Genomic DNA, 14,740 nt, shown 5'->3' with positions numbered 1-14,740 from the left:
ATAATCTTAAAAACTCAATTAGTGCGTTATGAAGATAATAATAGGTAATGCTAGTAAGGAATTAGGGGAATCAGTAGTTAACCGGCTAGATGTTCAACCATCCTCTGCTTGGATATCAAAGTTTACCGATGGCGAGGTAAATGTAGAAGTAGCAAATGATCTATATAATCAAGAAGTATATATAATACAATCTCTTTCTCCCCCTGTGAATGATAACCTTATGGAGCTTCTGCTCATAATTGATGCAGTAAATAGATTAGGAGCCAAAAGGATAGTAGTAATTATTCCTTATTATGGATATAGCAGGCAAGATAGAATTATCAAGAACAATAATGTGCAGTCTGCTTTAAGTGCCAAATTAGTTGCAAATCTTATTCAAACTGCAGGTGCAAGTAGTGTTGCAGTTATTGATTTGCACTCAAGTCAAATTGAAGGATTCTTTGATGTACCGATAACTAATTTGAACTGCTTTGAAGCATTTGTTGACTCTATACACACGGAAAATTTGGCAATTGTTGCACCTGATGTTGGAGCAATTGGTAGAGCACGTGCTTTTGCAAAGACTTTAGAGGAAAAGTACAAGATAGGGTTAAGTGATAAGATTATTGTAGTAGATAAATATAGGGAGAAAGCAGGCACATCTCAAGTAATGAACATAATAGGAGAAGTTGCAAACAAAAATTGTGTCATTGTTGATGATATAGTTGACTCTGGTGGAACATTGTGTAATGCAGCTCTTGCTTTAAAAAGTTACGGAGCAAAGTCCGTAACTTCATGCATCACACACGGTGTGCTTTCAGGAAGTGCAGTTGAGAAAATCTCTTCCTCTTCTTTAGATAAATTAGTGATTACGGATACCATACTTCACAAACTTGAAAAAACTGGTAAAATAGAAGTTGTTTCGGTCGTAGATATTTTAACTCACTTTATCCAAGGAGGTAAAGATGCCAGCTAAGTCAACAGAAGACGTTATTACTTCACTAATAGAATTTGCAAATAAGAGAAAAATAACAATTACCAAAGAAGAAATGCTTAAAATTGCACAGCTTGTAAGGATTAAGTTATCAAATGACGAGATTGATCACTACTCCAAAGAACTGACAATGCTGGATTGGATACATGATACTTTATTGCAAGTTAATACTGAAGGTGTTTCTCCTATGCGTTATGGCAGCATAGACAAGGACATTCATGTACGCGATGATGTTATAAATTCTCAAAACATTAAAAAAGAGATATTGTCCAATACAAAACCTGAGCATGGGTATTTCGTAGTGCCAAAGGTTATAAGCAATTAAAGTAAAATAAGGCTCATATCAAATCTATAATAGATCTACTTTCAAAAATAAGACCAATCCGGTAAAGAAGCATTTGTGGGAGTGGAAACCATTTTTTGATTTTTCTTTACTAAGTCTACTAAATATAGTTTAGAGTTGCTTGGTGATTCTGTTCTTGTAAAAATGATTTCTCTACCATTTGGTAACCATGCCGGGGATTCAATTTTATGCCCCTCTGAAAGCAGACGTTCTTCTTTGCCATCTGGCTTCATAACTCCTATGTAAAATTTTCCTGACTGAATCTTTGTAAAAGCTATCAGATCTCCTTTTGGCGACCAAACAGGCGTAGCATATCTTCCACTTCCAAAACTAATTCTTTTAGGTTTTTTACTTTTGTTAGTAAAATCGATAACGTACAGTTGCTGACTCCCACTTATATCAGAACTAAAAGCCATATACTTTTGATCTGGAGAAAAAGAGGGAGAAGTGCTTATAGCTGAACCTTTAGTAATTTTTTTTGTTCGTTTACTACTTAAATCCAAAGATAATATATTCGTTTCACCACCCAATGAGTGGGAAATTAAAAGAGATTTACCATCGGGAGAAAATCTTGGTGCAGAAACAACTCCTTCAAATGCGCTGATTATTGATTCAGTGTTATCTTTTAAATTTTTTAATATTATATAACTTTTACCATTTGCGTACGAGATATAAACAATGCCCTTTCCATTTGGTGAGAATCTCGGTGTTGACACAAATCTATCGCCATTTGTTAAGTATTTTATATTACTTCCATCTTGATTCATCACAGCAATTTTACGCACAGATTTGTAGTTGCTATCTTTTTCTTCAGCGATATACGTGATTTTTGTGTTGAAGTGCCCTTTCTCACCAATTAATCTATCATGTATCACATCCGAAACGAGGTGACCAATTTTTCTCCAGTCTTTTGCTGGAAAAACAACTGACTGAGTAAGTAATTCTCTTTTTGTAAAAGCGTCAAATAAACGAAATGATAGCTCTAATGCACTACCAGATATTTCGCTTAAACTTACTGTGACTACAGTATCGCTTTTCCAAGATTTAGATTCAGCTTCCGCGCCACGTTTTACATTAAATAAGCCACAATTAGATAAATTTGTTCCTATTACCTTTGCAATATTTTCGCTTAATTCGCTTTCCAACGCTGTTTTACATGTACATTTAGATACAACAAGACCAATGTTACCAACACTGCTTTTTTTTATATCAACATATAAAGCAGCTTTTGTAAAATAAGGAATAAATAACGAAATAAATAACACCAGATGAACGAATAGCTTCATTCATTTCATACCTGTTCTATCTGAACCTCAATTATAGGCCTTTTTAGTAAATATTCCTTTAAGATACTCAATATTGAACTTTCAATCTTATTTTTAATTTTTTTTGTTGGCTGCAAACTAAACAACGACTCAACTTTCTTGACAATTTTCTGTATGGTAGCTGCATCTTCTAGCACTTCAAAAACACCAGGTACAAATACTTTTGGTTTAGCAAGCAATTTATTTTTCTTGTTTACAACTGCTGTTACCACAATAACTCCGGCATCTCTCATTCTTTTACGCATTTTTATAACACTGCTCTCCGGATGACGTAGCAACATACCATCAATACCAAAGTAGTCAACATCAATTGAATCAACCTTTTCTCCGTTCTCCAAATTAACAATATCACCTGGTGCAATCATTATTGCTTTTGCCACACCGCACTCTTTAGCAAATTTTACATGTGCATGCGTGTGAATATATTCGCCGTGAACTGGAATAGACATCTTCGGTTTTATTAAAGAATACATTTCCTTTAGCTCTTCTCTTGTTGGATGCCCAGAAGCATGAACATGCTCTGTTTTTTCAGTAATAACTTCTACCCCCATCTCAATAAAGGCATTGAGCATGTTGTGCGCACGAGTTTCATTTCCAGGAATGATTTTTGACGAAAAGATCATGGTATCACCTTGCTGCATTTTAAATGCTTGATGACTCTTAGCAGCAAGTCTTGCGGTAGCTGCCAGTGGCTCACCTTGACAACCTGTGCAAAGTAGCACCAGTTCTTCCCTTGGAAAATTTACTGCTTCCTTTGCTTCAAGAAACTGAGGAGAATCAGTTAAATAACCACTATCTTGCGCAACTTTCACTATTCTCCATAAAGATCTACCAAGTAAAACTACTTTTCTATTTAGTGCTTTTGCAGCTTGGCTTATCGTTTCAATTCGTGCCACATTTGAAGCGAATAGCGAAACAGCAACTAATTTTTTAGACCGCTTTATTATGTTATAAATATTATTATAAATTTCACCTTCTGACTCAGGGTGATGCTTGCTTAATATATTGGTTGAATCGCAAATTGCTGCAAGCAGGTCACCTTTATCGCCAATTTCTTTTAGACGCTCCATATTAGAAGTTAATCCAACAACAGGTTTTGGATCAAATTTCCAGTCTCCGGTATGGAGTGCACTACCCATTTCAGTGCTAATTAATATTGAATTTGCCTCAGGAATTGAATGAGTTACATTTATAAACTCGACGGTAAAAGGACCCAAATTTATGCTGCCATTTATGTCTACCTCTTTCACAGGCACTATACCTTCCAATCGAAATTCTTTTAGTTTCTCTTTAAGAAAATTAACCGTAAACTTTGTTGTATATATGGAGCACTGCAACTCTTCCCACAAGTGGGGCACTGCACCGCAGTGGTCCTCATGTGCATGTGTAATTATTATTCCAAGTAAATCTTTTTTTCTTTGAGCAATAAAATCTATATCAGCAATGAGCAGCTCAACACCTGGCATAGTTTCATCTGCAAAACCAACACCAAGGTCGATCATAATCCACTTACCTTGGTAATGATATAGGCTAACATTCATCCCGATTCTTCCTACTCCCCCAAGCGGAAGAAATAAAAACTCATTTTTGTTTATATTCATTAAATTTAAATTATTAAAACCTGAGAATAGCAAAACTTCGACCTTAAATAAAGAAATTTATTGCTTTTACATAGTTTTAAGGAACTAAGAAGTTTCTGTTGGCTAATAATAACACTATTGTTAAGTTTTCCATTAATAAGGTCAAAGAATTGCAGGATTAAATGAAAACCCGTAAACAGTTACCCCTTTATGTCATTTAGCAGATTTCTTATTTTTTTTTTACTTTACTAAAAAACCCTTCAGATTGCTGTTGTACACTTGCATTTTCCTCTTCTTCAAGCGCTTTTAATAGTTCAATTTGCTTTTTAGTTAAATTTTTTGGATTTAAAGTCTCAACTATTACCTGTACGTATAAATCACCACGAGCATGTGAGTTCATATATGGCATACCCTTTTCCCTACAACGTAGTTTGGTACCAGTTTGAGTGCCTTCAGGGACCTTTACTTTTATTTTAGCTCCATCAATTGATTGAATATCGATTTCACCACCAAGCACTGCTAGTGTCATTCTTATAGGCACTTTACAGTGTAAATCTGCTTTATTTCTAGTAAAGATTTTATGGAAAATTATTTTCACGTATACGTATAAATCTCCACTTTTTCCACCTTTTGTTCCAGCTTCTCCTTTACCACTTATCCTTACCTTAGCTCCTTCTTCTATGCCTTTTGGAATTGAAACGGATATATTTACTTCATCTCTTCTACGTCCACTTCCACCACATTTCTTACATTTGTTTTGTATTATTTCTCCTTCCCCATAGCATGTAGTACATGTTCTTTCGATGGTAAAAAAGCCTTGTTGAGTTCTAATCCTACCGCTTCCCTGGCATGTGTGGCACTGAACTGGTTTAATTGCTCCTTCGCCACCTGTGCCTTGGCATGTATCACATTTTACATTTGTCACATAATGTATAGGCGCTTGTATTCCTTTAAATGCATCTTCTAAGGTAATTTCAAGATCATAACGTAGGTCTGCTCCAGATACTCCTGTTGTACTTCTTTTTGCTCTCGATCTACTTGCACCACCACCGAATCCTCCACCAAAGAAGTCATTGAATATGTCGCTAAAATCTCCTGCAGAGCTAAAGCCTTGAAATCCACCAGAAGCACCTTCGTGGCCATAACGGTCATAGCCTGCCCTTTTCTCAGAGTCAGACAGAACTTCATATGCAGCTGTTACTTCTTTAAATTTTTCCTCTGCTTCTTGATTGCCAGGATTTCTATCAGGATGATATTTTAATGCTAATTTTTTATACGCTTTTTTTATCTCATCAATACTGGCATTTCTGCCTACTTCCAGCAGATCATAGTAGTCTTTTTTGCTCATATATAATAGTTTAGTGCTTAACCTTTAAAGATAGGTATTGCATATATTAATTTCAAGTGTGACTTCTGCTTCCTATAAAATGTGGTGCACCCTGAGCGACTTGAACGCCCGACCTTTTGATCCGTAGTCAAATGCTCTAATCCAACTGAGCTAAGGGTGCTTTCATAAAGTTAACTTTAGCAGATTTTGTGGCTTGATTCAATTAATTTGGCTAAAAATAAAACTATTGATTTCTATCATACGTGAACCCCTCACAATTCTCAAACTGCCGTTTCGCATTAGAATTATCAAATTCACTACAAGGAGGAGCAGTTGGAGTAGTATTAGGATCTTGAGAAAAGTAAGGAGGTGGTGCATCATAACGAGAAGAATCTCCATAACCATGCCCTTGTCTAAGACAGCTATCTACCGCTCCTTTAGCTTTCTCGATATTTTCTGATTCTTCCTCATGCTTCATATGAAAAGCTAAACCACCAGCAAAACATACGAGAGAATTAACGCCAAGGATAGCTAAACCCCACACTGGTAAGACTGGGTAAACAGCACAAGCTACCAAAGCTGCCAAAGAAACAACGCCAACCGCAAATTCTATATTTCTGAACGTTTTAAATTTACTATCCAGGTAATCTATTTTTTCTTCTTTTCTAGCCACTTTTCTGCTGCTGTTATACCAAAAACACATACCAGCATGGAAAGCAACACACACAACTGCAGCTACTATACCCAAAGCTAATAGCTTTCTACTGTCTTCTGATTCTTTGTTAATATTCGTTATATTATTAACCGTAGTGTGACCACGTTCACCGAATGAAGAATCCATCCAGCATTGTAATAGCAAATAATCCCAAAAGTCTAAACCTCTATTGTGTACATGTATATGTGTAATCTGAGAGCCTGTAGGTTGTGCGTTATTCCCTGCGTTATATTGATCATTTCTGCTTCCTGTATCGTGCCTATTGCTTGAATTTGGATGTGTAAATTCTTCATACACATTTTTAAAATTCTCCTTGCTCCAAGTTAAATTCGGTGTATTATTACAATACTGTAGAAACCCTTCAATATTATTATTATTACCTAATTTCTTTATATAGGCTAACGCATACCTTTTTAAAACACTATCACTTGCTACCATAAATACCCTCTTAAGTTAAGATTAAATTAATAAATATTTATTATAACAAGATAACATCTACTTGTCAACTTGAGCCTGATTCAAGTATCCGTTCAGAGTGTGGCAGAAGAACTTATTCAAATAAAGTAGGTGGTAAAATATAAACATTTTATAAAGTGAAAAATGGACTTTTCAGACCACTGCCGAGCTAAAAAAGCCCTGAAAAACGTGATACTTAGGCCACTTCTTGCTTAAGCTGTACAATTTCAGCTTGAGAAAGGCCAGTGGATTCAGCTATTAAATTAACAGATACACCAGCTTTAAGTAAATTTTTTGCAACTTCGATTTTTCCTTTCTCTATACCTTCCTCAAGTTTGTATTCAAGAATGGCTTCTTCTTTCCGCAGATCCATTATTCTTTCTTCATATGCTACTAAATCTTTTTCATTCCAGCTAAACCTGTCTAATTCATCGTAGGCTAACTTTATTATTGGTGATTTTTCTGCTATATTCCTTAGGTCTTCATCTGTAGTTTCATCTGCATACTGTTGTCTAAGTGAAGAAGGTCGCCCCTCCTCACTCGACTTCAAAACCGTACGTGAGACTTTGCGCCTCATACGGCTTCTCTCTAATTTGGTGCTTGTCATGCACACCTCCTGTGTAATTCATCGTGACAATGCCCATGTAACAAAGATAAATTTTTGATCATATTGTTTCGTCTATTCCGGTCTTTATGATGTATTTCTATTATATCATCACTTTCAAACCATAGTCTACAATTACCGCATTTACTTTGTTGTAACTTCAATAGTTTTATTACTCTCGATGGCTTATCTGGTATTTCTCTAAGACGATTACCCCAATATACCCAATCACCATCATATGGAGATCTGGTTTTTTGCACTTTGATATGTCGTTTAATAACATGATCGCTGTGTATAATAAGATGTATCTTGTTACTTGTCATAAAACGCCAGTTATCGTTATTATACTTTTTAAAGTATTTTCTTTTTATCCAGCATTTCCCTTTGTTTGGGTGCCTAAAGACTGCCCACTTCCAGAGCTTTCTATGTATAGTATTATCCAATGAGCTAAAGATTTTACATGAAACTACCGAAGAGTAATATTGACTCCATCCTCTGTTTATTGGATTGAGATTCCTTATTATTACTTCCTGTGGTGCCCCACGCATTTCTCTAAGTTTATGTTTAATAGCAAATGTATGCTGCTTTATAGAATTACGACTTGGTTTTATTAATAATGTGTAACCTTTTTTACTTTCTTTTGTTGGATATTGTCTTATTGAAAATCCAAGAAAATCAAATCCTGGTTTTGTTTCGTCAATGGTTCTTAATGTATGAGAAATTCTTGTTTTAGAGGGCTTTAATTTTAGTCCAATGGTTTCTAACCATTCTTCAACTAAAATTTTTGCTTTAAGAATAATCTCTTCGTTTTCATGTATGATGACAAAATCATCACAGTAGAAAATTACACTAATAGACTTTTGCGCGTTTTTATGCGATATCCTACCATATTTTCTTTTCATGCATTGAAAGAGTTCGTTTGTTAATGCTTTTTTGACATGTTGCTCTAATCCGTGTAATGCAACACAAGCTAGCAACGGTGCCTCCTTGAATTGTACCACGTTTTGTGGATTGAAACTTTCCATCTTCCATAACGCCTGCCCTTAACCATCTTCTTATGATTTTCTTTAACGTTGGTGTGGTTTTCAAGCAGTTTATTATGGTTAATATTGTCAAACATCCAGAAATATCAGCATCTAATACATATGCTGTTTTCTGTTTTAGCACATCAAATATGGCTTCAATTGCATCATGACATGATCTACCAGGTCTAAAACCATAAGTGTTTGGCTCAAGTTTTGCCTCCCATTCTGGTTCTAAAGCCATTTTTACAAGTGTTTGTGATATAGTAGGTATACCAAGCGGGCGATGCTCCGATGGCTTACCAGGTTTTGGGATTCAGACGCGTCTTGATGGCTTTGCTTTTTCTTTTATATCTAAAGAATATGATAGTTGTAATCTTTCTTTTTGATTAAGATTAGCCTTTCCATCAATACCTGCAGTCTTCTTCCCCCTATTGTCCTGTGTTACTTTCCTAACAGCGAGTGTTTTTGCACTTGTTGATTTGAGCAATAATTTTTGAAGATTATGCATCTTTTTGATATCATTACATTTAGAGGCTTGGTAAATTCGTTTTTGTAGCTTAAATGAAGATTTCTTCAGCTTTCGCCAAGGAATTCCATTCCATTCATACCTAGCTTTTTGCTGGTCCATAACATATTCACTACTATTCACCACTTTACCTTCCAAATTAAAGTGTTTACGTCTGCATATCCCAGATATTACTTTGGGCATTAGCTTCTTAAACAATCCTTCCACATAGCAGCTTGTGGTTGGCTACCTACTTATATTTAATGAATATAAGAGCTTTTATGTGGTTACTCCGTTCCATAGCTTCGTTTCACGTTAAACTTAGATTCCTACTATTTGCCGGAAGTTGGGAACATCAATAACTAAAGTCTTCAATCTTTAGTTCCCCTTTTGCTTCGTACCATTTTGGTCTATGCGTAGTTCAACCTCTTTTCGCATACTATGCTTTGACGACAATTCAAACATAGGTTCCTCTCGTAATCATATCTAACTCTGTTTGCAGGGATTCACCATGAGGTTTAGTGTTACCTGCTTTTATCTCATGCTTGCATCCCAAAGGTTGCCATCCTTTGAAATGTGAGACATACATTATCCCCGATGTCTAGGGAAGATGGAATTTAACCATCACAAAACCACGGCTTTCCGGGTCGCACTGAAGAAAAATAACCAACGATCCACTATGCTTTCTAGCTGTTCTTCCTTATTCTTAGGAAATTTAGGTAGTTCAATAAATACAAATTGAAAATCTTTTAAGTCATGCTCATTGGTTTTCTCATCTCTTATAGTGTGGCTGGATATATAATCAAGCTTATCAGGAAATAAATTACAATTAGAGATAGCAATAAAGAAAACCTTCTTTAAATCAATGTACTTACCAGATTTATCAGCTTGCCTTGAGTAAGCCTTAGCAGCATATAGTTGAGCTCGTTTCTCAAAACCTTTATCACGAGCAAACTGGTCAGGTAAGGAAGCAGTATTACTACTACTCCCTCCCTTAGAAACCTTACTATTACCCACAAATATGAGGTTCATGAGCAAGTCTCCATCCTTCTGCTAGATCAAAGAGACGTCTCCACCCTTTCCAAAGAGTAATTGGTCCTGGTTTTGGGTCGCTTTTTCTTGCTAAATGACCTCCAAGTTCACGAAACGGCTTCTTTTATAGTAGGGGCTATATTTGGACATGGTTTCCTGTGTATTTTAACATATAAAACTTTCCATTCTTCCTCAGCTAATAAGGCAGTACATAGTAATGTTGGGTTAGTTCTTGCAATTGATGTAATAAAGAAAATTCTCCAAGCAATAATGCTCATGACTGTTAAATACCTCATTAATCTTTCTGCTGTTCCAAGTCTACATTCCTCAACTTTGAGACCAGATTTTAAAATCTTATGCAATATCTCTATTTTCCATCTCAAACAATACCAACTAACTTTTTCAACAGCTTCTTCAAAAGTACTGACCGGAAAAAAGCATCCACTCTAGAGGACTTGCTTCGGGAGGAGAGTTTTTTTCAACAACATGAATTGCGTGAAGTTGTAGACTCTGTCGGTTTATATTTTATGTGACCTTCTTTACATTTTATATGGCCTTCATGTGATAAATTTTCCGAATCTAATTTCTAAAAACGCTGTCCTTTTTTGCTTGTTATCTCTAGCAGGGATTTCAACTTCTACTTTTCCAGCGCAAGGGAGGCCTTGGATAAATGACCATAATTTTTGCTTGTTCCTGGTATGCATGAATTTTTTATTTACATTTCTGTTGTGGCGAGCTCTTACTAAAATTGCTGAGTTAAGATTATGTGCAAGTTCAAAAAAATCATGCATATCTGCTTCTCTGCCACATACAGTTATAGCTTCGGTTTGGGCCAGATCTATAATATTATTTGTTTTCTTTAAACTTTCTAGCCATTTCATACTTTCTTTATCCTCAATATGAACGTTGTTACGATGGCTCTTTAGTCTTTTTTCTTCTTCAGAAATGAGTTGCCTCGAGTAAATCTTTTGATCCAGTATTCCCAGCTTCCGTACTAACAGCAAGGGCTGTATGCATTACTGCTCCTTTTCCAGCAATAGTTCCCAATCCGCTTATGGCTTGAGTATGAAATATAAGTTGTATCTTGAATCACAAGAATTCTTTTATGAGCTTTTGTTCTTTCAACTGTTTTATCAATGTGTGAAGCTAGAATATCGACTTCTTTTACGTTCTCATTTTGAAAAAAACGTTATGCTGCTTTTGCTTCTGACCAACTTCCGCATGCCTCATTAATTGAGCTTTCAGGTAAACTTATCAAACTATCAGCAATCTTTACTAATCGGTCAGTTAATCTTTTATCTCCAAGTACAGCATCTCCAAATTCATTTTTAGCCCATTCATTACTCTCGTTTGCCATTTTTATACCCTCAATATTTGCAAACTTTAATATTGTAATACTTTATTTATAAGTACATTTATATTTGTGGGTAATAGTAAGATTTGATATGCTGCCAACACTTATGTTCAAATTAAAAATGTCATTTATGATACTAGCCACTTCACGCTTTGAGTTTTTGTAAAATCCGCTGAGTGCTGCAATTATAGACTTAACCCTTGGACCAAATGTATCTGGCGTAACACCTTCTGGTAACTTGCTACTTTTTCTTTTTCTGCATCTCCAACAACGACCATGTTCCAATTACTACATAAGGCCTAATTTCCGGAAGATCAACTTTTTGGTGAACATAAGGTTTTTCGCATATTACAAGCTCTCCTCCGCATTCGCAAATATTAGGCAACTCTATTTTTACTACTTTATCCGCTTCCATTGTGGCATGAAAATTTCCTTTATGCCCAACCTGATCGCCAACATTCCTTTCGCTTTTTGGCTTGTCCTTTTTTGTTTTGTACAATTCTTTAGAGCTCGGTAGAGATGAATTTTTCGAGTTTAAACCAAGCCTTTCCTTTAATTCAGCGTTCTCTATCTTTAAAGCTTTATTTTCTGCTTTTAAGTTTTCTATCTCTGCTTTCAGTTTTCCTATTTTTTGCTGTAAATTTTTGCAAAGTTCTAAAAGGTTTACCACATTACCTCACTTTTGCTCTATGATTATCTTTATTATCTTGCTTTGTCTACCTTATTCTACCACTCCGCTGAACGGATACAATTTACTAAACAGAAAAAAAGGCAAAAGAAACCCTAGGGTAGCTAGTTATTCACTATCCATTTTTTAAGTTGGCGTTTTTTAATGTTTTAAATAGCGCGTTTCAGCTTGTGTAGGTAAAAACCTAGAAATATTGTGAAGACATAAGGTGCACATAGTGCAAAAAATTAAAAATAAGACGCCAACTACGTTGTTTTCTTGCTGTTTAATCTGCACAGATGAAGATAACTGAATACCTTCAGTTTCATGATAAGGGGGCTGGCGAAGGGTGTCAAGCAAGTTTTTTCGTTTCTATTTCCAATAAAAGTTTGTTATATGGTTATGCAAGAAGTCTATTATAAATGAAATGAATGTGAAAAATATCTTGTTAGCACTTTTAGTACAAATGATATTCAGTTTGCCGCTATTTGCAGCTGATCCTGTTTTGCTCAACTGCATTAAAACTCCGGAAATATATGACCTTGATGCAAGGCCAAAAAATTTTAGCTCTTCAAACAATTTAAGAAGGAAACCTGGTTCTCCAAATAGTGCAATAGGGGAATTAATACACATAGTGGGTAGAATTACTGATATAAACTGCTTACCAATACAAAATGCTGTAGTTTCTATATGGCACGCGAATTCACGCGGCGTGAACCATTACGATAAGAATATAGAGGATGATCTGAATTTTGCTGGATCAGGAAGGTTTGTAGTGAATAATCTTGGCTATTATAATTTTATTACGATAGTACCTGGTAAAATTGGTGATAGAGCTCCACATATCAACTTTCTAGTTCAACATCCGGATTTTCCAGAATTCACAACGCAAATGTTTTTTGCTGACCATAATTGCGATAATTGCGCTGATCCTGTTCTTGAAGATTTTGTTAGTAATGGGCTTGCAAGCCTTCTCATAACACCATTTACTTACAGTGATCAGGTCATAAAAACCTATACGTTTAACATTACCTTGGGCGGATATAATAAGTTCTCTAATAAAAGATAAAAAACCTTGCATGTAAGGGAGTCCATAGTAAACTTAAGTGTTATTGTACTTAGGATGTATATGAAAAATATCTTACTGATGTTTTTGCTATGTTTTATGTACAGTTTACAATTATTTGCAACGGAGATACCAGCAATGAAAATAACAATTTCTAAAATTTCGCCCGATTTTAAAACAATAGTAATGGGTTTATTTGAAGACAACGAAACCGTAAATGATGGCGGAGTTTTGCAAGGGAAACAGGTCATAGATAATATAAAGCAATTTAGCGATTTCAATGGAAGTTTTGGTGAATTTTTCTCTACTGCTTTGCCAGAAGAAAAAAATGTTATAGTTGTTGGACTGGGTAAGAAGGATGAATGGAATGAAAATAAAGAATTAAATATTGGTGGTAAAATATATTGTGAGCTAAGCAGATTAAAAATTAAAAAAGCAGCGGTTTTAATCGAAGGTAGTGCAGCAAATGTTGCATATGGTGCGTTTCTGCGTAGTTTTAAGTTTGATAAGTATAAAACTAAAAAGGATGAGAAAATTACAGAGGTAGAGGAGATTACCGTATTAGTAAAAGATGAACAATTAAGTAATGCTGAAAGATCATTTGAGCACTTAAGGCAAGAAGGTGAGAGTATATTCCTTGCGCGCTCTTTTATAACAGAGCCTCCTAACATTCTATATCCAGAATCCTATGCTGATCATATAAAAAAAGAACTTACTAAGCTTGGCCTTGAAATCGAGGTGCTTGATAAAAAGCAGATGGAAGAGAAAAAAATGGGAGCCTTGCTTGGAGTTGCACAAGGAAGTAGTAAAGAACCAAAATTAGTAGTGATAAAATGGAATGGAGCTTCTAAAGAACAAAAGCCTATAGCTTTTGTTGGTAAAGGTATAACGTTTGACACTGGTGGAGTATCACTCAAACCTTCACGTGGTATGGAGTCAATGAAATATGACATGGCAGGCTCTGCTACTGTGGTTGGGGTGATGCATGCTTTAGCAGGACGAAAAGCAAAAGTAAATGCGATCGGTGTGGTCGCACTTGCAGAAAATGCAGTGGGTGGTAATGCTCAAAGACCAAGTGATGTAGTAACTTCAATGTCTGGACAAACAATAGAAGTGTTGAACACCGATGCAGAAGGAAGGCTCATACTTGCAGATGCTTTATGGTATACGCAAGATAGATTCTCACCAAAATTTATGATTGATCTTGCAACTTTAACTGGTGCTATAGTGGTTGCACTTGGAAATAACGAATATGCTGGTCTTTTTTCAAATAATGATGAATTAGCAAACCGTCTGATTGATGCAGGAAATGAAGTAAATGAGAAGTTATGGCGTTTTCCTATGAATGAAACTTATGACAAAATTATTGATTCACCGATTGCTGATGTTCAAAACATCGCTCCTGCAGGCTCTGGTGGAGATAGCATAATGGCTGCACAGTTTTTACAGCGTTTTGTGAATGAAACTTGCTGGGCACATTTAGATATCGCAGGCACTGCTTGGCACGAGAAAGGTACTGACATTTGTCCAAGAGGAGCAGTAGGTTTTGGTGTAAGGTTACTTAATAAGTTGGTTGAGAAGTACTACGAAGCCAATGATTAAAGGTCTTTATACTGGATTTATGGCTTAGCTACATGAACGTTTATTTTCGAGGCGCAGCAAATGAAAGTAGCTGATACATATTTCTTTTTTTCTGGATTCCAGTGTCAGCTACTTTCATGACACCCTGACAACCGTCATCCCGCTACTTGTTAGCGGCTGAGATACC

General features: G+C 35.7%; 12 protein-coding genes, 1 tRNA gene and 4 pseudogenes. 5 read left to right on the top strand and 12 right to left on the bottom strand.

Going from position 1 to position 14,740, the window contains the following annotated elements:
- The first annotated feature begins 28 nt into the window (after positions 1-28).
- Both AAGD76_RS02855 and gatC read left to right on the top strand, forming a co-directional pair.
- Entirely contained in the window at positions 29-955 is a 927-nt protein-coding gene (locus AAGD76_RS02855) for a ribose-phosphate diphosphokinase (RefSeq protein WP_341820337.1), read from the top strand.
- On the top strand, positions 945-1,298 hold the full coding sequence (gene gatC, locus AAGD76_RS02850) for an Asp-tRNA(Asn)/Glu-tRNA(Gln) amidotransferase subunit GatC (RefSeq protein WP_010962323.1): 354 nt from the start codon (positions 945-947) through the stop codon (positions 1,296-1,298). Before AAGD76_RS02855 ends, gatC begins: the two co-directional genes overlap by 11 nt.
- A 41-nt stretch (positions 1,299-1,339) precedes the next feature.
- Here the strand turns inward: gatC and AAGD76_RS02845 are convergent, their stop codons facing one another.
- The 12 genes and pseudogenes from AAGD76_RS02845 to AAGD76_RS02790 form a co-directional block, all read right to left on the bottom strand.
- Complete coding sequence (locus tag AAGD76_RS02845) at positions 1,340-2,602, bottom strand: Tol-Pal system protein TolB (protein WP_006279726.1); 1,263 nt, start codon at positions 2,600-2,602, stop codon at positions 1,340-1,342.
- Positions 2,603-2,607: 5 nt separating this feature from the next.
- A complete protein-coding gene (locus AAGD76_RS02840; protein WP_012673044.1) occupies positions 2,608-4,242 on the bottom strand; it encodes a ribonuclease J in 1,635 nt (544 codons plus the stop codon).
- A 208-nt stretch (positions 4,243-4,450) separates the two neighbouring features.
- Complete coding sequence (gene dnaJ / locus AAGD76_RS02835; protein WP_341820336.1) at positions 4,451-5,569, bottom strand: molecular chaperone DnaJ; 1,119 nt, start codon at positions 5,567-5,569, stop codon at positions 4,451-4,453.
- 82 nt (positions 5,570-5,651) lie between these two features.
- Positions 5,652-5,729, bottom strand: a tRNA-Arg gene (locus AAGD76_RS02830).
- A 63-nt stretch (positions 5,730-5,792) separates the two neighbouring features.
- Positions 5,793-6,701, bottom strand: a complete 909-nt coding sequence (locus AAGD76_RS02825; RefSeq protein ID WP_341820335.1) for a hypothetical protein — start codon at positions 6,699-6,701, stop codon at positions 5,793-5,795.
- A 214-nt stretch (positions 6,702-6,915) separates the two neighbouring features.
- Positions 6,916-7,326: an Rpn family recombination-promoting nuclease/putative transposase gene (locus tag AAGD76_RS02820; RefSeq protein ID WP_095742612.1), complete on the bottom strand. Its 411-nt coding sequence runs from the start codon at positions 7,324-7,326 to the stop codon at positions 6,916-6,918.
- Complete coding sequence (locus AAGD76_RS02815) at positions 7,323-7,892, bottom strand: group II intron maturase-specific domain-containing protein (protein WP_341820558.1); 570 nt, start codon at positions 7,890-7,892, stop codon at positions 7,323-7,325. The genes AAGD76_RS02820 and AAGD76_RS02815 overlap by 4 nt, the downstream gene beginning before the upstream one ends.
- Positions 7,893-8,039: 147 nt before the next feature.
- A pseudogene (locus AAGD76_RS02810) lies at positions 8,040-8,610 on the bottom strand (reverse transcriptase/maturase family protein); the annotation flags it as partial.
- Positions 8,611-8,661: 51 nt separating this feature from the next.
- The gene (locus tag AAGD76_RS02805) at positions 8,662-9,057 is read right to left on the bottom strand and encodes a reverse transcriptase N-terminal domain-containing protein (protein ID WP_264329422.1); all 396 of its coding nucleotides are present in this window, start codon (positions 9,055-9,057) and stop codon (positions 8,662-8,664) included.
- A 420-nt stretch (positions 9,058-9,477) separates the two neighbouring features.
- Positions 9,478-9,855, bottom strand: a pseudogene (locus tag AAGD76_RS02800) (PD-(D/E)XK nuclease family transposase); the annotation flags it as partial.
- 7 nt (positions 9,856-9,862) lie between these two features.
- Positions 9,863-11,242, bottom strand: a pseudogene (locus tag AAGD76_RS02795) (IS4 family transposase).
- A 54-nt stretch (positions 11,243-11,296) separates the two neighbouring features.
- Positions 11,297-11,909 (bottom strand): annotated as a pseudogene (locus AAGD76_RS02790) (DUF6444 domain-containing protein); the annotation flags it as partial.
- 296 nt (positions 11,910-12,205) lie between these two features.
- Here AAGD76_RS02790 and AAGD76_RS02785 point away from each other — a divergent pair.
- From AAGD76_RS02785 to AAGD76_RS02775, 3 genes are all read left to right on the top strand, one after another.
- Entirely contained in the window at positions 12,206-12,328 is a 123-nt protein-coding gene (locus AAGD76_RS02785) for a hypothetical protein (RefSeq protein ID WP_255322264.1), read from the top strand.
- 5 nt (positions 12,329-12,333) lie between these two features.
- Positions 12,334-12,975 (top strand): protocatechuate 3,4-dioxygenase, encoded by a 642-nt coding sequence (locus AAGD76_RS02780; RefSeq protein ID WP_341820334.1) that lies wholly within the window; start codon positions 12,334-12,336, stop codon positions 12,973-12,975.
- A gap of 96 nt (positions 12,976-13,071) precedes the next feature.
- Positions 13,072-14,574, top strand: a complete 1,503-nt coding sequence (locus AAGD76_RS02775) for a leucyl aminopeptidase (RefSeq protein WP_010962337.1) — start codon at positions 13,072-13,074, stop codon at positions 14,572-14,574.
- The last annotated feature ends 166 nt before the right edge of the window (positions 14,575-14,740 follow it).

The organism is Wolbachia endosymbiont (group A) of Cydia strobilella (assembly GCF_964026745.1).
Taxonomy (GTDB): Bacteria; Pseudomonadota; Alphaproteobacteria; order Rickettsiales; family Anaplasmataceae; genus Wolbachia; species Wolbachia pipientis.
Note: the sequence above shows the minus strand (reverse complement) of the source record. Positions and strands in the feature narration are given on the sequence as shown.